General features: G+C 41.8%; 19 protein-coding genes. 6 read left to right on the top strand and 13 right to left on the bottom strand.

Annotation, left to right across the window (positions count from 1 at the left end):
• Nucleotides 1-55 precede the first annotated feature (55 nt).
• Nucleotides 56-688, bottom strand: coding sequence for a lipoprotein insertase outer membrane protein LolB (gene lolB, locus JMW64_RS01520; protein WP_201552502.1), 633 nt, complete (start codon nucleotides 686-688; stop codon nucleotides 56-58).
• A 156-nt stretch (nucleotides 689-844) separates the two neighbouring features.
• Nucleotides 845-2821: a tetratricopeptide repeat protein gene (locus JMW64_RS01525; RefSeq protein ID WP_201552503.1), complete on the bottom strand. Its 1977-nt coding sequence runs from the start codon at nucleotides 2819-2821 to the stop codon at nucleotides 845-847.
• Nucleotides 2822-3372: 551 nt separating this feature from the next.
• Here JMW64_RS01525 and hemA point away from each other — a divergent pair.
• The 5 genes from hemA (at nucleotide 3373) to JMW64_RS01550 (ending at nucleotide 7620) form a co-directional block, all read left to right on the top strand.
• Nucleotides 3373-4728 (top strand): glutamyl-tRNA reductase, encoded by a 1356-nt coding sequence (hemA, locus tag JMW64_RS01530; protein ID WP_055123581.1) that lies wholly within the window; start codon nucleotides 3373-3375, stop codon nucleotides 4726-4728.
• A 100-nt stretch (nucleotides 4729-4828) separates the two neighbouring features.
• Nucleotides 4829-5005 (top strand): hypothetical protein, encoded by a 177-nt coding sequence (locus JMW64_RS01535; protein ID WP_170108286.1) that lies wholly within the window; start codon nucleotides 4829-4831, stop codon nucleotides 5003-5005.
• A gap of 388 nt (nucleotides 5006-5393) precedes the next feature.
• Nucleotides 5394-6527 carry an aminotransferase class V-fold PLP-dependent enzyme gene (locus tag JMW64_RS01540; protein WP_109591092.1) on the top strand — a complete coding sequence of 378 codons (1134 nt, stop codon included), beginning with the start codon at nucleotides 5394-5396 and terminating at the stop codon, nucleotides 6525-6527.
• A gap of 161 nt (nucleotides 6528-6688) precedes the next feature.
• Nucleotides 6689-7126: a YeeE/YedE family protein gene (locus tag JMW64_RS01545; RefSeq protein ID WP_109591094.1), complete on the top strand. Its 438-nt coding sequence runs from the start codon at nucleotides 6689-6691 to the stop codon at nucleotides 7124-7126.
• A 74-nt stretch (nucleotides 7127-7200) separates the two neighbouring features.
• Complete coding sequence (locus JMW64_RS01550) at nucleotides 7201-7620, top strand: DUF6691 family protein (RefSeq protein WP_109591096.1); 420 nt, start codon at nucleotides 7201-7203, stop codon at nucleotides 7618-7620.
• 127 nt (nucleotides 7621-7747) lie between these two features.
• On the opposite strand, the gene JMW64_RS01555 is transcribed toward JMW64_RS01550, so the two are convergent.
• Nucleotides 7748-9412, bottom strand: coding sequence for an AMP-binding protein (locus JMW64_RS01555; protein ID WP_201552506.1), 1665 nt, complete (start codon nucleotides 9410-9412; stop codon nucleotides 7748-7750).
• A 432-nt stretch (nucleotides 9413-9844) separates the two neighbouring features.
• Between JMW64_RS01555 and JMW64_RS01560 the strand changes: the two genes are divergently transcribed.
• A complete protein-coding gene (locus tag JMW64_RS01560) occupies nucleotides 9845-11980 on the top strand; it encodes an NADPH-dependent 2,4-dienoyl-CoA reductase (RefSeq protein WP_201552508.1) in 2136 nt (711 codons plus the stop codon).
• Nucleotides 11981-12142: 162 nt separating this feature from the next.
• Here the strand turns inward: JMW64_RS01560 and JMW64_RS01565 are convergent, their stop codons facing one another.
• The 10 genes from JMW64_RS01565 to JMW64_RS01610 form a co-directional block, all read right to left on the bottom strand.
• On the bottom strand, nucleotides 12143-13042 hold the full coding sequence (locus JMW64_RS01565; protein ID WP_201552510.1) for a hypothetical protein: 900 nt from the start codon (nucleotides 13040-13042) through the stop codon (nucleotides 12143-12145).
• Between the two features lie 79 nt (nucleotides 13043-13121).
• A complete protein-coding gene (locus tag JMW64_RS01570; protein ID WP_109591103.1) occupies nucleotides 13122-13310 on the bottom strand; it encodes a lipoate protein ligase C-terminal domain-containing protein in 189 nt (62 codons plus the stop codon).
• A gap of 31 nt (nucleotides 13311-13341) precedes the next feature.
• The gene (locus JMW64_RS01575; RefSeq protein ID WP_320158183.1) at nucleotides 13342-14250 is read right to left on the bottom strand and encodes a tetratricopeptide repeat protein; all 909 of its coding nucleotides are present in this window, start codon (nucleotides 14248-14250) and stop codon (nucleotides 13342-13344) included.
• Entirely contained in the window at nucleotides 14211-14732 is a 522-nt protein-coding gene (locus JMW64_RS13995; protein WP_406947496.1) for an IS630 family transposase, read from the bottom strand. Before JMW64_RS13995 ends, JMW64_RS01575 begins: the two co-directional genes overlap by 40 nt.
• On the bottom strand, nucleotides 14704-15057 hold the full coding sequence (locus tag JMW64_RS14000; protein WP_045456530.1) for an IS630 transposase-related protein: 354 nt from the start codon (nucleotides 15055-15057) through the stop codon (nucleotides 14704-14706). The genes JMW64_RS13995 and JMW64_RS14000 overlap by 29 nt, the downstream gene beginning before the upstream one ends.
• A gap of 134 nt (nucleotides 15058-15191) precedes the next feature.
• Nucleotides 15192-15761: a hypothetical protein gene (locus JMW64_RS01590; RefSeq protein WP_109591111.1), complete on the bottom strand. Its 570-nt coding sequence runs from the start codon at nucleotides 15759-15761 to the stop codon at nucleotides 15192-15194.
• Between the two features lie 290 nt (nucleotides 15762-16051).
• The gene (locus JMW64_RS01595; RefSeq protein WP_201554987.1) at nucleotides 16052-17068 is read right to left on the bottom strand and encodes a PAAR domain-containing protein; all 1017 of its coding nucleotides are present in this window, start codon (nucleotides 17066-17068) and stop codon (nucleotides 16052-16054) included.
• 71 nt (nucleotides 17069-17139) lie between these two features.
• Complete coding sequence (locus tag JMW64_RS01600) at nucleotides 17140-17832, bottom strand: hypothetical protein (protein WP_109591117.1); 693 nt, start codon at nucleotides 17830-17832, stop codon at nucleotides 17140-17142.
• A 73-nt stretch (nucleotides 17833-17905) separates the two neighbouring features.
• Nucleotides 17906-18853: a PAAR domain-containing protein gene (locus JMW64_RS01605; protein ID WP_201552514.1), complete on the bottom strand. Its 948-nt coding sequence runs from the start codon at nucleotides 18851-18853 to the stop codon at nucleotides 17906-17908.
• Between the two features lie 220 nt (nucleotides 18854-19073).
• Nucleotides 19074-20093, bottom strand: coding sequence for a lipoate--protein ligase (locus tag JMW64_RS01610; RefSeq protein ID WP_201552516.1), 1020 nt, complete (start codon nucleotides 20091-20093; stop codon nucleotides 19074-19076).
• Nucleotides 20094-20327: the final 234 nt, after the last annotated feature.

The raw sequence follows: 20327 nt of genomic DNA on the forward strand, positions 1-20327 counted from the left end.
GTAGACGGCTATGGTAATAAGTAATAAGCAGTTTTTATCGTTTTTGCGTGACGTCTTAATGATTGATCGTCATTACTACCTTATTGCCTTGTGGCAGCACAGCACTGATTTTATTTGGTAACTTGTCGGACCCTTTATAGGTGAAGCTTGCGGTCCATTCACCATTGACTGAGCTGATTAAACGATTCTGATCATCGAGCTGTGGTGTGCTATCGGAAGGCGCTGGGCGACCAGATATCCAATAGGGCATTTGTGAAATAGGCGCTTGCCACCCTGTGGCCTTTTTGAGCAAAGTCTCAGGATCATCAGCAGTTAAGGTACCTGTTTTTTCGCTGACTAAAGTGGCGGTTTGACCATTATACTCGATGTTGGTTTTACCAATGCCGAGCGCGCCGATCAGCTCAATGGCAAAGCGATCATTCTGCTGCCCCCATGCATAGAACGCACTACCACCTTGAGTGCCTGTGGTGTCATTGGCGGGCATCGTCACACCAATTTTGCCAGTGATATTAAAGTTCTCAAGCTTTTGCGGTGGCTCAGCGTTTTGACCTTGTAAAGTCGTGCTGGGTTGGTTAGTAGCGTTGGCTGTTTTTAGTGATTGACAACCAGACGTGATGACGAGCGCGGTTGTCACGGCAGCGAATAGCGCCAATTTATTAGGCTTATTAGCATGGACCAATACTGACATGATGTTTCCTCAAAGATAGACAAATTTACGAAATCATTGTTTCGAAAATAGATTAGCTTAATGGTTGTATGTTACTCAGTTATGCGTGGCTGTTAGTATCTTATGAGTGCCTTGTAATCATAGCACGCAACGATTTGTCCACTATAAAATGGCGGGTCAGTAAAGCTGTATGCGGTCATTGATATTGTGTTGCCCAAATGAGAAGCGCTGCTGCAAGTCTGCGAGTAACGCCTTGACTTTTTCATTGTTGCCTAAACCTTGATAAGCACGCAGCAGTAAGCTGCCAGAGCGCAAGGTAGGAAACACATCGTAAGGGGTTTGCAGGTAGTCGATGACTTGTTGGTAGTTCTCATTGGCCAATGCATTGCCAGCTAGCACATTCAGCGCTTGCAGGTGCACCTCATTGTCATAACGTGGATCATCATAGCGAATCTGAATGATGGCGGTGGCCAATGCCAATCCTTGTTCAGAGCTGCGTTCATTGGCTAGCAATAGCTGCGCATAACTGAGCTGGTAGGAGAGGTTGGTTGGGTCAAGTGCTTGCAGATGATTGAGCAAGGTGCGCTTAACGATATAGTCGTCTTTGTCGTCAAGGAGCTGGGCGCGTGCAAACAAGAGCATCTCATTATCAGGATACTTGCGAGCAGCTTTGGTTAGTAGGCGCAGAGCTTCTTCGGACTCATTTTGCTGCCATAAAATATCGGCTTGTAGCACAAAGGTATCTGGCGCAAAGACGTTAAAGTCTTTACGCAGCTTTTCTAAAGTGGCAATCGCCGCATCTACATCATCGTTAAGCAATTCAAAAGCCACTACTTTTCTACGAGCCTCTAATACCAAGTCTTCTTGCATGACACCGTTGAGATAGTATTTGGCTTGGTCAAAGTACTGCTGACGCTCGGCACTGATACCAAGATAATAATAAGCTTGATCAAGGTAAGCGGGGTTTTTTGCGAGCATGTTGAGTAGCTCATCGGCACTGTTATATTCTTCGATGTCTAAGCTCACCAACGCAGCCAACAAAGTAATCTCGGCATCATCAGCAAAGCGACCATGGGCATCCAGCAATAATTGCCACGCTTCTTGGCTTTGCTTTAAGTCAAGCAAGTAGCGAATCTCGTACAGATAGAGACTTTTACTATCGGGATTACGCAGGCGTGCTTGGCTCACATAATTGACGACGGTTTCAGCCGTGACGATTTTGCGCAGTATGTCTGCCTTTAGCGTAATAAAAGGTACGTAGTCAGGCTGGCGTTCTAGCGCACGATTGATATGGACAATGGCAATCTCAGGCTCGTTAAATTGGTAAAGTAACCCTGCTTTCAATACCGACAATGAGGCATTCAGCTCGCTATCTAGTGGTTGCAAAGCGGCAAGTAATTCACGTTTGTCTTCATCATTGTTTGGATAGATACCGATAAGGATTTCGCTTAAGTCCGCTCGAGGATCATAAAGCAGAATACGATTCAAGGTTTCGCCAGCTAACAGATAATCGTGAGCTCGCAGGGCCAAATGCGCCACATAAAACCAAGCAGGCACGTGATCCGGATTTTGGTCTTGCCATGACTTGGCAAATTGTAACGATTTCTCAACCCTTTCAGTGCGTAAAGAAAGGCTGAGTGCTCTTTCAAACACGGCAGTTGCATCTTCTTTAAATGCTTGCTGCTTATAGATGGTAATCGCTCGTTGTCTATCACCGCGATCTGCTGCGAATTCTGCATCAAGCAGCGCATACAGGCTAGGCTCTTTGAGCTCAGGTTGCCATAAGGTAGTTGGCGCTAACCCATTAATATTGGCGACATTTTCTATTGGTTGTGTATTGGCAGGAGCAATTGCTGGTAGCGTTGAGCGGCTATTATCAATACCGTCGCTACGGACTGCCTTGTCGTTCTTATCAGTAATGGATAGTTTGGGTACATGGGCTTCAATGGATAGTTTGGGTACATGGGCTTCGAGCGAGATATCAGGATGACTGGCATGAACGGAAGACGATCCTAAGCATAGGCAAAAGGCCAACGACAAGGTTAGCTTATAACGCTGGCACAGACGTTCGATAACCGCATGCAATAGAGCACGCAGATTAGATTGGTCGTCATGCGCAAGTTGTGATCGAAATAATGACCCAAAAAAAATCATAGATAACCGTATTCGCCCATTGTTCATCTATATCGATAAGACAATTTTATTTTAATCATTTCAAACTAACTATTGGTAACGAGTACCCATGCCTGACATTATAAAAGCAGACTGATGGGATAAACAATAGTGCCCGTGTTACTCCGTTATTAATAGCCGCCGCTCTACCAAGTCTTTGCTAACAAAGTAGGATTGGCCGATAACCTGTATCAACGAGGTATTTCATTGGTTGTAAGTCTTAGCCTAAATATTGTGAAAATATAACAAGTTAACGTCAAGTAAGCGAATGATTTCTATCCATTTCTATAAGCACTCGCTAAAACATAGATATTGGTTTTAACAATCGTATCGGTAGTTGATTTGTTACTCATGTGCCCAGATACAAGCAAATAGCTATCATCGATAGCTGAGTGTTAATTAAAGCTGGCAATAATGATATAATAAGCGGCTTTTAAAGTCTTCCTTTCAGCGCTGTCGTCTACAACTGTCTTTTAAAAATAATGAGATAGCGTGGGCTGGCAGGTGAGCGTCATGTTTATGGTCTATCAATAATGAGATTAGTGGTCATTGGGGTCAATCACAAAACTGCACCAGTCGCTCTGAGAGAGCGTTTGGCGCTTGTGGGTGACGATGTGAATATCGCGCTCAAACAATTAGAGGCCTTTACTGATGGCAGTGTGATTGTTTCGACTTGCAATCGTACGGAAATCTATGCGCTTGTGCCGCAGCTAGCAGAGCCGCAAGATGTCCCCTCTATGTCTGCTAATGGCGCGGTTGGTGCTCAGACATCTTCGGCGGCCATTAGTGCTCATATCTTAAAAATTAAAGCGTGGCTTGCTGACTTTAAGCAGTTGTCACTGTCTGAGATTGATCCCTATCTTTATGTACACCGTGACACTCACGCGCTGACCCATTGGCTTAGGGTCGCCGCAGGGCTTGACTCTATGATATTGGGTGAGCCGCAGATACTCGGTCAAATCAAGCGCTCAGTACAGCTCGCGCAAGAACAAAAAGCCCTGAGTAATCAGCTTGGCTGGATTATCGATCAAGTATTTGCTGCTGCCAAACGCGTACGTAATGAGACCCAAGTGGGTGCTCAAGCGGTATCGCTTAGCTATGCGGCCGCCAAATTGGTGACGCAAATATTTGATGATTTACCCAGTCGCACATTGCTGGTGGTCGCGGCAGGTGAGATGAACCGTTTGGTTGCCACCCACATTGCTGGGCTTGGTGTAGGTCGCGTGATTATTTGCAACCGCAACCCTGAGCGCGCTGAAGCGCTGGCAGTGGAGCTGCGCCGCGCAGGTCACTTGGTAGAAGTCAGACCTTTGCAAGAGTTACCACAAGTTTTAGCAGAAGCCGATATCGTTAGTAGCTGTAGCGGTAGTATGGATGTGTTGATCGATAAAACCATGACTTTGCGCGCGCTGAAACATCGTCGTTATCAGCCCATGTTGATGATTGACTTAGCCGTACCGCGCGATATTGACTCGACCATTAGTCGTATCGATGATGTTTATCTCTACTCTGTCGATGATTTACAACACGTGATCGCTGGAAATATTGAACAGCGGAGGCAAGCAGCAGTTGATGCAGAATTGCTCGTTAGCCAATTAGTCGTTGAGATGGATCGCAGCTTTCAAGTGCGCCAAGTCGGTAAAGACATTCAGCAGTATCGCGCGCATACGCAGGATCAAGTAGATAAACTCCTGCATGAATCCATTGCCAAGCTACAACAGGATAATGCCAGTCCTGAAGATATTATCATTGAGCTGTCACGCCGCCTGACGCAGACGCTAACCCACGCACCATCGAAGCTTATGCGCAAGGCTGCCCGTGAAGGGGATAGTGAGTTGCTAGACTTTGTGGTGTCTGGGCTGCAAGAGGCTCATCGCGGACGTCGATAGCCATTATGGACTGATCAAAAAAACATAAGTGGCGCAAACGTTATTATTGCGCAAACATATCGTTGTCAACCTGCATTATCAGTGCTAATATCAAGCTGTTATGAGTATATTAAGCGATGATAATCTTTTGTTATATGCGAGCGGTTATTCTCCAAAAACCTTAGTGTATATGTTCTCGCTTGATGCCTATTCATCTCATCAGTTGTTAGTGACCATTATTAGCCTACCACCGCGTAGCCCCTATAGTGGCGCACCTGTTCTGTACGACTTTGTCTAAAATCAATAAAAACACGGCGTGCAAAACACAATCACCAACGGCAATAGCGCTAGGATAAAGTGCTATATCGTCAACCCTGCGTCATGCTCTCGACTATTACCCAATATTAATATTCAGTTAATACTACCCATAGTAGTATCTAGCTGCTATGCAATCTAACGACTATGCTATTGGTCAGCAATGCTATTTGATAGCCAGATTATTTAACAAAAACGTTATTTCACACCCATGTTATCTAATAGAAGCATTATTTGGCTAAGTTGGCGAACAGTAGTTGTCTAGATTGGTTAGCGTTATTAAGGCAGGTTGGTTTAAGAGAGTATCTGGATTTTGCTATAGCCAATGCTTGAGAAAATTAAACTATCTAACTATAAACTAGGAGCTTCCTATGACTGCATTACGTCAAGATATTGATCCAAACGGCTTATTAGAATACTCAGTGGTCTATACTGACCGCGCCTTAAACCACATGTCAAAAGTCTTTCAACAAGTGATGAATGACTTATCTAGCGACCTAAAATCCGTGTATAACGCCGAAGCGGTGGTGATTGTGCCGGGTGCTGGCACTTATGGAATGGAAGCCGTTGCGCGCCAATTGGCCAATGATGAAGATTGCCTCATTATTCGTAACGGTTGGTTTAGCTATCGCTGGACACAAATTTTAGAAAAAGGAAAAATCGCCAAGTCGTCTACGGTATTGACGGCACATCGTGAAGAGGGTGAGTCACCAAAACCATTTGCCCCCGTTGATATCGATGAAGCCGTTGCTAAAATTAAAGCAGAGAAGCCAGCAGTGGTCTTTGCGCCGCACGTCGAAACCTCATCGGGTATTATTTTATCATCAGACTATATCAAAGCGATAAGCGCGGCTGTACATAGCGTTGGCGGCTTATTGGTCATTGATTGTATCGCTTCAGGTTGTGTGTGGTTGGACATGAAAGACTTGGGTATTGATGTTCTCATCAGCGCCCCGCAAAAAGGGTGGAGCAGTACTCCGTGTGCAGGCTTAGTCATGCTAAGCGCTGCGGCAATCGAAAAAGTAGACAATACAGAATCAGATAGCTTTAGCTTAGACTTAAAGCAGTGGTTAAATGTCATGCGCGCCTATGAAAATGGCGGTCACGCTTATCATGCCACCATGCCAACCGATAGCTTACGTCAATTCCGCGATACTATTTTAGAGTCAAAAGAGATTGGCTTTGATAAATTGCGTGACGCGCAGTGGCAATTGGGCAACCGTATTCGTGAAGTATTAGCCGCTAAAGGCATTGAAAGCGTTGCGGCAAAAGGTTTTGAAGCGCCAGGCGTTGTGGTTGCTTATACCGATCGCGATGATATGCATAAAGGCAGTGCGTTTGCCGAAACAGGCATGCAAATCGCTGCTGGTGTACCGCTAAAAGTTGGTGAGCCAGATAACTTTAAAACGTTCCGCTTAGGTTTATTTGGTCTAGATAAATTGACCGATGTAGACGGAGCGGTACAGCGTTTTGAAACTGCACTTGATGAAGTATTGGCGAAATAATATCTTTATCTCGTAAGATGTTCTTTAAGTAAAAAGAATACTGAGCCCGTGTAACGAGGGTTCAGTATTTTTTTACCTATTTATTATATTTTATAATATAATGTATTTATATAAAACGACATTCAAAACTGTTTTGATAAAAATTGGCTTAGGTAACTATTATGAGTATACAAATAGACTGGCAGGCATTTACGCCAATTTCCTTGGTAGGCGGGCTGATGCTAGGCGTTGCAACGGTCATCTTGCTATTGGGCATTGGTCGTATTGCGGGTATTAGTGGTATTTTCTCAAGTCTTCTTAAACCCAAGTGCGTCGAGATGTGGCAGGTGTTATTCATACTTGGTCTTGTTATCTCGCCATTACTTTATGGTCTGGTAAAACCGTTACCTGATATAGAGATTAGTAGCTCTTTGCCACTGCTTATTGGGGCAGGATTGCTAGTTGGTTTTGGGACACGTTTGGGTTCAGGTTGCACCAGTGGACATGGTATCTGCGGTAATGCGCGACTGTCGCCACGTTCGATGGCGGCGACGGTGACCTTTATGTTATTTGGTATTGTGACCGTTTATATTGGTCGTCATGTCTTGGGTTTGATTTAAACATCACATAGAAAGTACGTTGCGAAGAAAGATTTTAGTACTATTATGAAAAAATAAAGACAGCGAGAAAAAACATGCTAAAAAATATAATTGGATTACTGGCAGGGTTATTATTTGGCTTTGGACTGCTGATATCAGGTATGACTGATCCTGTTAAAGTACAGGGCTTTTTGGACGTCTTTGGTGCATGGGATATTTCTCTGGCACTGGTGATGGGCGGCGGTCTAATGGTAGCGATAGTCGGTGTACAATTGGCTAAGCGTCAAAAGACCAGCTGGACTGGGTCATCAATTGAGATGCCAACCAAAACCACTATTAATAAAAAACTACTGATTGGCGCGATGCTATTCGGTATCGGTTGGGGTTTGGTTGGTATTTGCCCGGGCCCCGGTATTGTGCTGCTTGGTACAGGACAGTGGCAGGCTTATGTCTTTATTCCTGCGATGATAGTCGGGATGTTGGTGTATCAGTGGCTAGAACCTAAGCTTAATTAACATTGGCTTGGTTTTTTTAGCGCAATAAAAGGGTCAGTCTAATTCGATTAGGCTGACCCTTTTTCATCAATGATGCTTCATTAATATTAACGATACTTCCGTATTATTAAGGCTTAATGATAAAGTCTTACTTAGCGCTAGCCGTTACTTTTGGCGTTTCGTGTGCTAATGATTTAGCCGCTTGACGCAGCTCAAATTTCTGCACTTTACCGGTGCTGGTTTTTGGAATTTCAGCAAAGATAATATATTTGGGCACTTTAAAACCCGCCAAATGTTGCTTGCAATGTTCCATCACAGTGTCGCGCTGCAAGGTGCTGCCTTCATGAATCTCGATAAAGGCGACGGGCACTTCACCCCATTTATCATGCGGCGCTGCAACGACCGCACAGCTTTGGATTTCTGGCATTTTATATAAGATGTTTTCGACTTCGATACTAGAGATGTTTTCGCCACCTGAGATGATAATGTCTTTGAGCCTGTCCATGATTTTTATATAACCATCAGGATATTTAATGCCCAAATCACCAGTACGGAACCAACCATCAGCAAAGGCTTCTTCGGTCGCTTTACGGCTTTTTAGATAACCTTTCATCACCATGTTACCGCGTAGTGCCAGCTCACCCATCTCTTTGCCATCCGCGGCAACTGGCTCCGTGGTGCCTTGTTTAAACAGCTCAAAGCCAGTCATCAAATGTGACGTTACGCCCTGACGTGATTTCTTTTGTGCACGAGTAGCGACATCCAGTTCATCCCATTCTTGCTGCTCAGCGCAGACGGTGACTGGACCATAGACTTCGGTAAGACCGTAAACGTGAGAGATATGAAAGCCCATAGCTTCCATGGCAGCGAGCATGGTTTCAGACGGCGGCGCACCAGCGACCCAGCCTTTGACTTCATGATTGATGGCGTCTTTATATTCAGGCTTGCCGCCAGCAATCATATTATGCACCACAGGCGCTGAGCAATAATGGCTAACTTTATGCTTGGCAATCAGCTGCAAAATCAAATCAGCATCAATCTTACGCAAGCAGACATTGACGCCCGCACGTTCGGCAATCGTCCAGGGAAAGCACCAACCATTACAGTGAAATAATGGTAGCGTCCATAGATACATCGGGTGCTTGGGCACATCCCAATCTAAAATATTGGAGACGGCATTGAGCGTGGCACCGCGATGATGGTAAACCACGCCTTTGGGTTTGCCCGTGGTGCCAGAGGTATAGTTGAGGGCGATAGCATCCCACTCATCGAGCGGCTTTTCCCAATTATCCAAACTGTCTGAGCTGGCGATTAATGCTTCGTAGCTCATTTGTCCAAAACGTTCAGTATTGAGCGCCGCATCTGTCGCATGAATCACGATGAGATTAGGAAATGCTTCGTCGATAATTTCAGCATGTTCAGCAAACTCGCTGTCTAGAATCAACACTTTGGCTTCTGAGTGTTGCAGACAAAAGGTCAGGGCATTGATATCGAGGCGGGTATTAAGGGTGCAAAGTACGCCACCTGACATAGGTACACCAAAGGCGCATTCGACCATCGCTGGGGTGTTTGGCATCATGACCGCAACTGTGTCATTTTTATCAATGCCTAATTTGCGTAGACCATCCGCCAATTGACGACAACGGTCATAAGTCTGTTGCCACGTTTGCATGAGGTTATTGTGTTCTAAATCGTCATAAATGATGGCAGTTTTATCGGGATAGACCTGTGCGCTACGGATAATAAAGTCGATAGGGGTAAGCGGTTGATGGTTGGCAGTATTTTTGCCGAGACCTGTGTGGAAGTCTGTCATGGGGATAGTCCTTTATCTTGCTGTTATAATTCAGTGAATACGCTACAAACTTGCTATAAAGTTGGCTTCGCTATTTATCGCAATTTGATAAGCCGTTAATATTTTTGCTGACATTCCTTGTAGCAACTCGCTGATAGGTGACTCACGGTAAATATTTGTTCGTCCATTATAGACAATGCTCTGTGAAAAGCGAGTATGTTTTTAGCGCTTGCTTATATTGAATCACATGATCAATTAGTCTAATGCACATAGTGTTCACTCATCAGTCGCTTGTCTGCATAGCTGATGATAATGGCGGTGTGTTACGATACCAGTGATGTTAAATCCTATCGCTTAACTATTTCTAAAAGCCTCATTTTTAAAAATCTTACTTTTAAAAAGCCCGGCCAGCTTTAATAAGCATTTCCACAAACCATTCATAAGGAAAATGATATGTCCGCCAGCCGTACTGCCAATACCATCGAAACTGCTAGCACCAATCAACACTACCCACATTTATTTGAGCCATTAGACTTGGGCTTTACCACGCTTAAAAACCGCATGGTGATGGGCTCAATGCACACGGGGCTTGAAGACCGTTTTTATAACTACGGTAAACTGGCGGCGTATTTCGCAGAACGTGCCAAAGGTGGCGTGGCGATGATGATTACTGGCGGTATCTCGCCCAATCGCGAAGGGTGGTTACTCCCTGCTGGTGGTACCATGAATACGCGCGCTGACGTGATTAATCATCAACGAGTGACCCGTGCGGCGCATAAATATGACAGCAAAATCATCATGCAAATCTTGCACAGTGGTCGTTACGGCTATCATCCGTTTGTCGTCTCCTCTAGTCCAATAAAATCACCAATTTCACCCTTTAAGCCGCGTAAGATGAGCATTAAAAACATCGAACAAACGGTAAAGGATTATGCCCGTTCGGCTAAACTTGCCAAGCAAGCGGGTTATGACGGTGTGGAAATCATGGGCTCAGAAGGTTATTTGCTCAATCAGTTTTTATCGCGTCATGTGAATCAACGTACCGATGAATATGGCGGTGATATTCAAGGTCGTATGAAGCTGGCGGTCGATGTCGTCAAAGCCGTACGCGAAGCTGCTGGTGAAGATTTTATTATTTTATTCCGCTTGTCAGTGATTGATCTGGTCAAAGACGGTAACGTGATGGACGAAGTCATTACCGTTGCCAAAGCGTTAGAAGAAGCGGGCGTGACCATCATGAATACGGGTATCGGCTGGCATGAAGCGCGTGTACCGACGATTGTCACCAGCGTACCGCGTGCGGCATTTGTTGATTTCACTGCTGAAATTAAAAAGCATATTAGCATTCCCATGATGGCGGCTAACCGTATCAATATGCCAGAAACGGCAGAAGAAATCGTGGCTAGTGGTCAGGCTGATATGATTCAAATGGCGCGTCCATTTTTAGCCGATGCCCATTGGGTGAATAAAGCTAAAAATGGCGAAGCCGATCGCATTAATACCTGTATTGCCTGTAACCAAGCTTGTCTCGATCATACTTTTGAAAATAAACGCTCAACTTGTCTGGTCAATCCACAAGCGTGTTATGAGACAGAATTGGTTTATAAGAAGACCAAAAAACCTAAAAAAGTCGCCGTTATCGGTGGCGGTGTTGCTGGTATGTCAGCCGCTCATGTTGCCGCCTTGCGTGGTCATGAAGTGACACTATTTGAAGCCAAAGATATTTTGGGCGGTCAGTTTAACTACGCCAAAGTCATTCCTGGTAAAGAAGAGTTCTTTGAAACCATCCGCTATTATATTAATGAGCTTGAGCATTTAGGCGTTGAGATTAAACTTAATACCAAAGTCGATAAAGCCATGCTTGAGAAAGCCAAGTTCCATCATGTCATCGTCGCAACTGGTGTTGTCCCTAGAAGCCTAGCTGGCAAACTGGAAGGCGCGGATTTGCCACAAGTAATGAGCTATGCGGAATTACTCTCTGGTGAAAAATCAGTTGGTGACACGGTTGCCGTCATCGGTGCTGGCGGTATTGGTTTTGACGTCAGTGAATATCTGACCGCCAAACATGGTCAGCCATTAGATGAACTTGGTCCTGAATTACTAAAAGATCCAAGCTATCGTCCAAAAGCGCAGTCTATTGAAGAGTGGCGTGAAGAGTGGGGCGTGACTAATGATACCAACTATCAAACTGACGGTGGACTGATTAAGCCTGAAGCCATCAAACCTATACGTCAAGTGTATCTGATGCAGCGTACCAAAGGTCGCTTGGGCAGTGGGCTGAATAAAACCTCGGGTTGGGTACATCGCGCCCATGTCAAATCACACGGCGTCATCCAAGTATCAGGTGCTCAGTACGATAAGATCACCAATGAAGGCATTTGGATCACTAATAACCAAGGTCAAAGCCAGTTGCTACGTGTTGATAGCGTCGTGGTCTGTGCTGGTCAAGAGTCCGTGGTCGAGCTGATGCCAAATGTCGGTGATGCGCCAGACGCTCAATATCACCTAATCGGCGGTGCTAAGCTCGCAGCTGAGCTAGATGCCAAACGCGCGATTCGTGATGGTGCTGAGGTTGCAGCAGGGATTTAATGGTTAAATAGAAAGTAACTATGAGGCGGCAGGAATATTATTTCCTGCCGTCTTTTTTAGGTTTGGGTGTTTACGATTTCAGGATCGGGTAGTTTCTTCACTTTTTAATTTCTATGAAATTTTAATAAGCTAGCTTATATTATGCTTATTCATAATTACTATTTATACTTTATCGGTAAGTTCCATAAAACAGTATGAACCATATTCATAGTACAGTAAATATTGTACAGTTGATGAGATGTCTTTTCCTCTATAAGATATTTTTATGACAATTGAACTTAGTAACTTATATATATATTCAAAATTTCCCACAACACTGAGTTTGTCTATATCATCCCCAAAAATACTAAAAGAGAACTGATAATTATCAATTTGACCTATAGAATTATGTTCACCATCTTTTTTTATAGGTGTCAATAATCCGTTATTACCTAATACATCATTCCTAACTATACTAATATCTGTTACGTAGCATTCCATCGCAATGTTGTTTAACTTAAATGAAATTTCGATAGATTTACTGCATTTATCTAAAATGTCATTAACATGAACGTTTTCTGAACTAAAGTCCTTTATATAATCTAGTTCATCAATCAGATAAGTTTGACCTTCTTTATCCATCGCTTTAACCGTTATCAAAGGCCTACCAAGCATGCGAAAGATAGGCACTCTAGCTCTTAATTCATCTTGATATTGATTAAACTGTTTTTCAGTTATAGCCAACTGAGCTTCCAAAGCTTTTGATTGCTCTTTAAGCGCTATTTCAGAACCTTGCTGAACTTTGATAGATTCTTTTAGCTCAAATCGCTGTAATTTAAGCTCCTTACTTTGTATAAGGTAAGCTTCTATAAACCCATAGAAAGCTAATATAGAAAATATGCCCGACAAAAATGCACCAATGTCGCCAAGTGATAGGGAGTGTATTGTATTATCAGGAGAAAAATTTAGCCAAAAAGAAAAAATGACTCCACAAGTAAAAAGCCATCCTATAGCAATAAATCTCGCTCTTTTCGGTATCTTTATTTTCAGCTCATTATCTATAGAATCTTGACTGTCCGACATGGTTAATCACCTTAATAGGCTGTTATAAGGAAAAATAAATATATAGTTTATAAGAGGTATGAACCATATATGCGAAAAGTTAACTCTCCATCTCCCCAACCAACCACTGCTCAAAATCATCAACCTGCGCCGCCAACTCCGTATGCGCTTGTTTTAGCCCATCCAGTGCCGCTTTGACAGTATTGCGATCGTATTTAATACCCGTCAGCGTATCTTTTAACAAATCAATCAATTCAACGTTTAGCGCATCTGAGAAGATAGCAATCATGTATAAATATTAAACCAAGTTGCGTATCACTCTAGTTGTTTAAACTATTCTCGATATCACCCAATGTAAGCCCCGTTTCTTGAGTGCTATAGATAGTGATGCCAGTATCATCAATTTTACCATTCATGACCAATCTACCAATGCGATTACTGGCTTCTTGATTGCCTTGATCGGCCGCTTTTTTGTACCATTCAAAAGCTTCGTCATAGTCTTGAGGGACGCCATAGCCGTTTTCGTAGAGACCACCGATATTAAGTTGTGCTAAATCCAGACCTTGAGCGGCAGCTTTGGTATACCATTCCAATGCTTCGGTATAGCTTTGTGGCACGCCGTAGCCGTTTTCATAAAGATTGCCAATATTGTTTTGAGCATCAAAAGATCCATTGTCAGCAGCTAATACATACCACTCCATTGCTTTTTGGTAATTTTGCTCAACACCACTACCTTCATAATACATGATGCCTATACGATATTGAGCATCAGAATCTCCTTGGTTAGCAGATTTTTGAAACCATTCAAATTTTTTGAAATCATCTTGCTTAACAGCAATACCTTCGTGGTACATAACACCTAAATCAAATTGAGCATCAGAATCTCCTTGGTTAGCAGCTTGCTTAACCCATTCAAATGCTTTTTGATAATTTTGATCTACGCCTAAACCTTCATAATACATAATACCTAGATAATGTTTAGCAGGGGCATAGCCTTGATTGGCAGCTTTTTCAAATAGTTCAAAAGCTTTGTTATCATCTTCAGGAACTGAGTTGCCTTCATAGTAGGCAAGGCCAAGATCATAGGTCTCAGCAGGAGTGCTTTGATTTGATAGTACTGGTGCGTTTGATGATTCAGCTGAACAAGCGGAAACGATTAATATATTTGATAATAAAGTAGCTAATATAGTCAGTTCACAATAAAATAAATACAGCCCATATCCTGAAATAGCTTAGGCAGATTATTCTCCATCCACCCTTGGCGTAGAAACTTAGCTTGAGCCCATTTCTTTTCAATGGGGTTTAGATCAGGACTGTAGGGTGGCAGCCATAGAATACGATGACCGTGCCTGTTCAGTAGTTTTTGAATACGCTTGCTCTTATGAAAGCGGGCATTATCCATAACGATCACGCATTTAGTCTTGAGACTTGGAATTAGCGTGAACTTGCACCAGTCATAAAATATATGGCTGTTGATATTTTGTTCAAAGTAATCAAGCGCAAACAGCATCTTTTTATACAAAGCACCGATGACATTAGTGCGCTTTTTTGCTTGCCAGTTGAAGCTGTCGATACAGGGTTTGCCTATCGGTGAGTATCCGTAAGGTCTTATAGTTTCAGCCTCAAAGCCGCTTTCATCCATATACACAATGGGATAGCCTTGCTGTGTAAAGCTATCAAGCTTACTCTGATACGACGCTCTTTTTATCAGGCAGGCTTTTGGATGCTCTAAGGTCTTTTTTTTGACTGATACCTAGGCGTTTTAAAGCATTGTGCATGCCGGTCTTACTACAGTTGAATCGCCTAGCTCGCTCATATAAATAGTCATCTGGATGTTGTTCAACGTCTTTTAAGAGTGCTTCATTCGGTATTTTAGTCGGTGGTTTATTCCGGGTTTGTTTGATACTTGAATCTTTGAGCCAGCGCTGTAATGCGGTTTTGCTAATATTATAAAAAGTACAAGCCTGACGGATACTCATGTCTTTGTTTTTGACACTTTTAATCACTTGTGCTCGAAAATCTGCTGAATAGGTCATTTGTTATTCTGCCATTTCGCTTGTTTTAAAACGATTGTATCTTATTTAAAAAGAACTGACTATAGTAAAGACTGAATGAGAGTAGTATTTTTTCTTTGATGCATTGAATATCCTTTTTTTAATTGTTATAACTATTAATTATCCAACTCTATAGCAATAGAATTATCATGTTTTTTTATATTCAAGTCATAACAAGATAAACTGTAATCATACTTAAGTTCTACCAAAGTACGAGCTTTAAATAAATCAATAAGATAATCATTTTGCATTTCGGTCATATACATAAAAATGGTAGCTTTATCCTTACATAGAATACGGACACGTTTGGCTGTTTTATCAGATCTACTTGAGGTATTAGCTATATAATCGTTTTCGTCAATTTTATCAGTCATATCTACCCAGCCTTCTTTGAGAAGAAAGCCATGTAAATGTAACAGTCTATTCTTGTCAAACTCGGGGCTTGCATATCTGGATGTGTACCACACATCCCTATTAGAATAACTATGATCGCTTACTTTGAAGTTCATAAACTTAGCAATTGTATCAAGTTCGGATATAAGCCAGCTTTCTTTCTCAACCAATTCTCGTTGGTATATTTCAAGCTCTTTATTTGGTTCTAAGTCTACAGTCCATACAAATAAAATAACAACGAATGCAATAAGTGAAATATCAGAAAACTTATATTCTCTACCTCTTATTTTCACTGATTATTTTCCTACATACTCAATAATATTTTTCAAAACTAGGTTATTTAATGCGCTTTAAATATTCTAAGTAGTTAACTAATTGTTCTCTATATTTCTCATCCGATTTAAATTTTGGAGATTCAATCCACTTATTACGATTATGAATAATTGATTCTAAGGTAAAGTCCTCATAACCAGACTCCGCTTCACAACAAGGACATATTTCATATAATGGGAATTCACCGTCAAGACCCCATGGCAAGAAATCCTCATCATAGTAACCGCATATTTTACAACTGTGTAACTCTCTATTGAGCATGAAAATATTCCAAATTAGTTGAGTAGGGATGTGTGGAAGCATCAGGCTTAAAAATTGTTCGAGGTGCACCATCTTTCGTTTTGACGGCAAATGTGTTTGTTTTCGGATTATATAAAACCGTATCACCATTCTTTCTTGTTTTATTTAAAGTTCCACGCGGAGGGTCACTGACAAACTCTTGAGCATGACGATAGTAGTCATTTTGAGATTTTAGCTCAGGAAATTCTTTGCTATGTTTACTCCAATGCTCTGCTAGGTTTGTATTAGGATATCTTTTCTTAGTAGAAGTCCAGTCGAAACCTTTTTCAGAGTCTCTGTAGATATTGTTATTACTTACCGCTCGTTTTCGAATCACGTACTGTCCAGCTTTAACACTAGTTTTAGCAGATAAAGCACCCAAACCTAGCGGAAATGACATAATGTCAAAAACTAATCCCGCCTCATCACCAATTTTTTGCACACCTTCATAATATTTAGCACGATCACCATTGACATCTATCCAGAGAGAATTAAGACGTTCTTGATAAATTAGCTCTTCGGGAGTACCTGCTCCTGCCCAAAGCCCACCGTCTTTCAATGCTTGTTCAGTAGATACGTCAACCCACATCCCTAACTCATCATCAGACATTTCATCTACAGAATCTTTGTTGTCAGAAGCTGCAAAGTTAGAAAGTACAGTTTCTGGATCAGTTTTAGGAAACACCAAAGGCGCTGCCTGCGCAATACTGCCTACATCAAAACCTGACTCCGCAAATGACTGCTGACTGGCAATTAGTTTAGCGCCGCAGCTGGTGACATCACCGCCACGTGCAGTGGGTGCGCCATCGACAATAAAGGAGTCATCACCACTAAGAATGGTGGTCACCTTTTTGCATTTTTTACAGATGACTTTATCGCCTTTACGCGCGACTGGGATACCGTTATGAGTGGTGTGGTGTGTGTGTGATGAGCCGGAGCTTACTACCTCCGATAAAAGCTTTATATTTAAAGCCAGACTTGGGTAGATGTGTCCCTGATATTTAAGCTATTCTGGGCGCTATGTATCATCGAGTATAAAACCACAGAACTATCTATCGTTTATTTTCTAATGTAGCGACCATAACGTTTTGGTTTTATCGAATCAAATGTATTAAATGTTAAGTTAGTAATACATCGACTATTATTTTCTTTCTCTAAATCACTGATTATTTTTAAAGGTTTTGAGTTGTTGCTTTGATCTGAGGAGGAGCTGTAGCCTCTTATGTGATCTTTTATGCCAACAATAACTAACCTATTGGTCAGAAAGACTTTTCCTATATCGTTCTTTTTATCTAAAACGCGGTAGTATGATTGAAAGTGACTGTTATAAGATTTTTTGTAATCAGATATTAATTTATTATATTCTGAACTATTGAAGCAGATAGGATTTTTGAAATCAATAATAAGCAACTTGCTATTTATATCACTTACCCTTAAGTCTATGTCCTGAATAAAAGGATGCTCGTTTGTGTCCTGAGAAATTTCAAAAAAATTATTAAGACCATGCGCTACTTCAATTAATTGAAATTGATGGTTATAAAAATTTTCAACTTGATGAATTGAATACGGGTAGTTATTTGAAAAATAGTCAATTGTGTTAAAAATCATTCGTTTTTCTTCATTTAAGCTATCAATATCTATATGGGATGCATTGTTCATAGTAATAGATGAGTGGGCAGTTGTGCAATAAAACATTATTGTACTTAATAGTAAAATATTTCTAATGATTTTTTTTGTTTTATCGTTATTCACAAGTATCAACCTATATTTTTTAATAAACTACTATTATTAGTAAAAATTTATTTTACTGTAGTAAATACTATTTTTAAAAATTCAATAGCAGCTCATTTAAATTGCCTTCGTTCTCATATTCATCATAACGGTTACCGTAAAAGTCGTTATATTTTTCACCTGTAGTAGATGTCTTACGATTTCCATATACTTTTCCCGCTTCACTCCAAGCGCTATGATCATCACCATATTTCTCATATGCTGATACAAGAGTTTTAAGCTCATTTGGATCACTATGCGGTTTCATAATATCTATGGCACCATTATCTAGTAACTCTTCTCTGATCATGACACTGTAAATCGCAGCGCCTCCTTCTCCTTTTAGCTTACTATCAATATAAGCATCTCTACTTGATATGTCGATCTCTCCTTGATAGGTAGCATGACCTACCTCATGAGTGAGCGCATGCATAGCCATAGCTGGCTTATCTCTATAATATTCAGAAACTACTATTTCTCTATCTTCATAATTAGTATATGTTCCTCCAGAATCAGGACCATACATTATGTTCCAATCTGCTTCTTGCAAATCTTTGATATTTTCCTGCAAAGTAGGTGAGTCAGCTGCAATTTTATCAACGTCATCACCTAAATTAGTAATGACATAGTCATCTTCAATAGGCTCCTCATCATCCTCTACAAAGCTATTCCCAAATAAAGCATCAGGCTCCGACTTCGCAAACACCAAAGGCGCTGCCTGTGCAATACTGCCAACATCAAAGTCAGACTCTGCAAACGCTTGCTGAATCGCAATCAGCTTAGCGCCGCAGCTAGTGACATCGCCGTCGCGAGCAATAGGTGCGCCATCGACAATAAAGGATGCATCACCACTAAGAATAGTGGTCACCTTTTTGCATTTTTTACAGATGACTTTATCGCCTTTACGCGCGACTGGGATACCGTTATGAGTGGTGTGCGGTGAGCCGGAGATGACCGTCCCACCGTGAGAGGTCTTTGCGCCGACGGTGATATAGGCTGCCATAGTGCTACCTTGCTTAAACGTTTAAAGTTTGGATTGTTATAGCGATTCTATTATTTGCATCACATTATAGATGGCTACAGCGTAAAATATCAAACTTAAGTTTATTTAAAGGTATAAATTATATGGCAAGCTCAGTCGGCGTAAACTATGAAAGATTTTGAAAAATTGAACACAAAAGGAAATTGAGTCCTTTTATTCATTATTAATAACAAGCAAAAATCTAACCTTCCATCTCTCCAATTAGCCACACAGACACGTCATCAATCTGCGCTGCCAATTCAGGATGCCCTATACCTAATTCGTCCAGCTTTGCTTTAATAGTTTCTTTATTATATTTAACGTCAGTCAGTGACTCTTTTAATAGGTCAATCAGCTCGACATTTAACGCATCAGAAAAGATAACCACCTCCGTAATCACTGCTTGCTTTACATCAAGGTGCAAATCAATAATGCCCCAATCAAAGCGCGTCTCAATATGATGGGTAAATTCAGGGGTCTTACCAAAACGCCAATCCCAATCTGCCATTTGTTGATAGTATTTTTTTAATGACGGCTCTTTTGCAAGTGTGGCTTCATCCAATTCTTCGACTGGCGTAGTGTCGCCATAATCAGTGTCACGATAATATTCACAAAAGGCCTCGATAATCGCATCGGATAAGATCTCGTGATTGATGTCTGCATTAAACTCAACCAAATTGGCGACACGAGAACGTACGGACTTGATGCCTTTGGCTTTCAGTTTCAGCGGATGCGGATTGAGATAATCGCCGAGCTTCTGCATATTGGCGTTCACGAGTAATGTCCCGTGATGAAAGCTACGATCGGCTGCATGTTTAAAGGCGCTGCCTGATATTTTCTTATCACCGACTTGCATGTCATTACGACCTGATAAATCCGCGTCTATGCCTAACTTTTTTAGCGCATTGATGATGATGGTAAAGTTCGCTGCTTGATCGTAGTCGTCTTTGGGCGATAAAAAGGTAAAGTTGGTATTGCCCAAATCATGAAACACCGCGCCACCGCCACTCTGACGCCGCGCCAAAAACACATTGTCTTCTTCCATCTTATCGATTTTGCATTCTACCCATGGGTTTTGCGAGCGCCCGATGACCACAGTCTCGCTATTGCGCCATAAGAACAGTGTGTGCGAGTCGGGATTGAGCGTATTAAATATCCAATCCTCGGTCGCGAGGTTAAACCAAGGGTTGGTGACGGCAGATTTTAAGATGCGCAGTTTCATTGGGTGTCCTTTTTATTAAATGGTTTTTCTAGACTATGTTTTATCAATAGATACTGTCATTGTTGCTGATGCGAGGTTGGAATTCAATGGGGACGGGTAGGGAGTTTTGGGGTGTGAGGATAGGGCGAAGTATTTTTATTGAGGTTTGGACGAGGGTTTATAGATTTTCGAGGAATGGTTGTTTTTGGAGCCAATCCTGCTATCCGCTTGTATCTAACTTGTCGATGGCGTGCG

Origin of the sequence: Psychrobacter immobilis (genome assembly GCF_904846065.1) — a bacterium.
Classification (GTDB): Bacteria; Pseudomonadota; Gammaproteobacteria; order Pseudomonadales; family Moraxellaceae; genus Psychrobacter; species Psychrobacter immobilis_H.

Bases quoted from the DNA above. Each gene is read 5' to 3' on its own strand.
- lolB (WP_201552502.1), bottom strand. From the start codon at position 688: ATGTCAGTATTGGTCCATGCTAATAAGCCTAATAAATTGGCGCTATTC.
- JMW64_RS01525 (WP_201552503.1), bottom strand. From the start codon at position 2,821: ATGATTTTTTTTGGGTCATTATTTCGATCACAACTTGCGCATGACGAC.
- hemA (WP_055123581.1), top strand. From the start codon at position 3,373: ATGAGATTAGTGGTCATTGGGGTCAATCACAAAACTGCACCAGTCGCT.
- JMW64_RS01535 (WP_170108286.1), top strand. From the start codon at position 4,829: ATGAGTATATTAAGCGATGATAATCTTTTGTTATATGCGAGCGGTTAT.
- JMW64_RS01540 (WP_109591092.1), top strand. From the start codon at position 5,394: ATGACTGCATTACGTCAAGATATTGATCCAAACGGCTTATTAGAATAC.
- JMW64_RS01545 (WP_109591094.1), top strand. From the start codon at position 6,689: ATGAGTATACAAATAGACTGGCAGGCATTTACGCCAATTTCCTTGGTA.
- JMW64_RS01550 (WP_109591096.1), top strand. From the start codon at position 7,201: ATGCTAAAAAATATAATTGGATTACTGGCAGGGTTATTATTTGGCTTT.
- JMW64_RS01555 (WP_201552506.1), bottom strand. From the start codon at position 9,412: ATGACAGACTTCCACACAGGTCTCGGCAAAAATACTGCCAACCATCAA.
- JMW64_RS01560 (WP_201552508.1), top strand. From the start codon at position 9,845: ATGTCCGCCAGCCGTACTGCCAATACCATCGAAACTGCTAGCACCAAT.
- JMW64_RS01565 (WP_201552510.1), bottom strand. From the start codon at position 13,042: ATGTCGGACAGTCAAGATTCTATAGATAATGAGCTGAAAATAAAGATA.
- JMW64_RS01570 (WP_109591103.1), bottom strand. From the start codon at position 13,310: ATGATTGCTATCTTCTCAGATGCGCTAAACGTTGAATTGATTGATTTG.
- JMW64_RS14000 (WP_045456530.1), bottom strand. From the start codon at position 15,057: ATGACCTATTCAGCAGATTTTCGAGCACAAGTGATTAAAAGTGTCAAA.
- JMW64_RS01605 (WP_201552514.1), bottom strand. From the start codon at position 18,853: ATGGCAGCCTATATCACCGTCGGCGCAAAGACCTCTCACGGTGGGACG.
- JMW64_RS01610 (WP_201552516.1), bottom strand. From the start codon at position 20,093: ATGAAACTGCGCATCTTAAAATCTGCCGTCACCAACCCTTGGTTTAAC.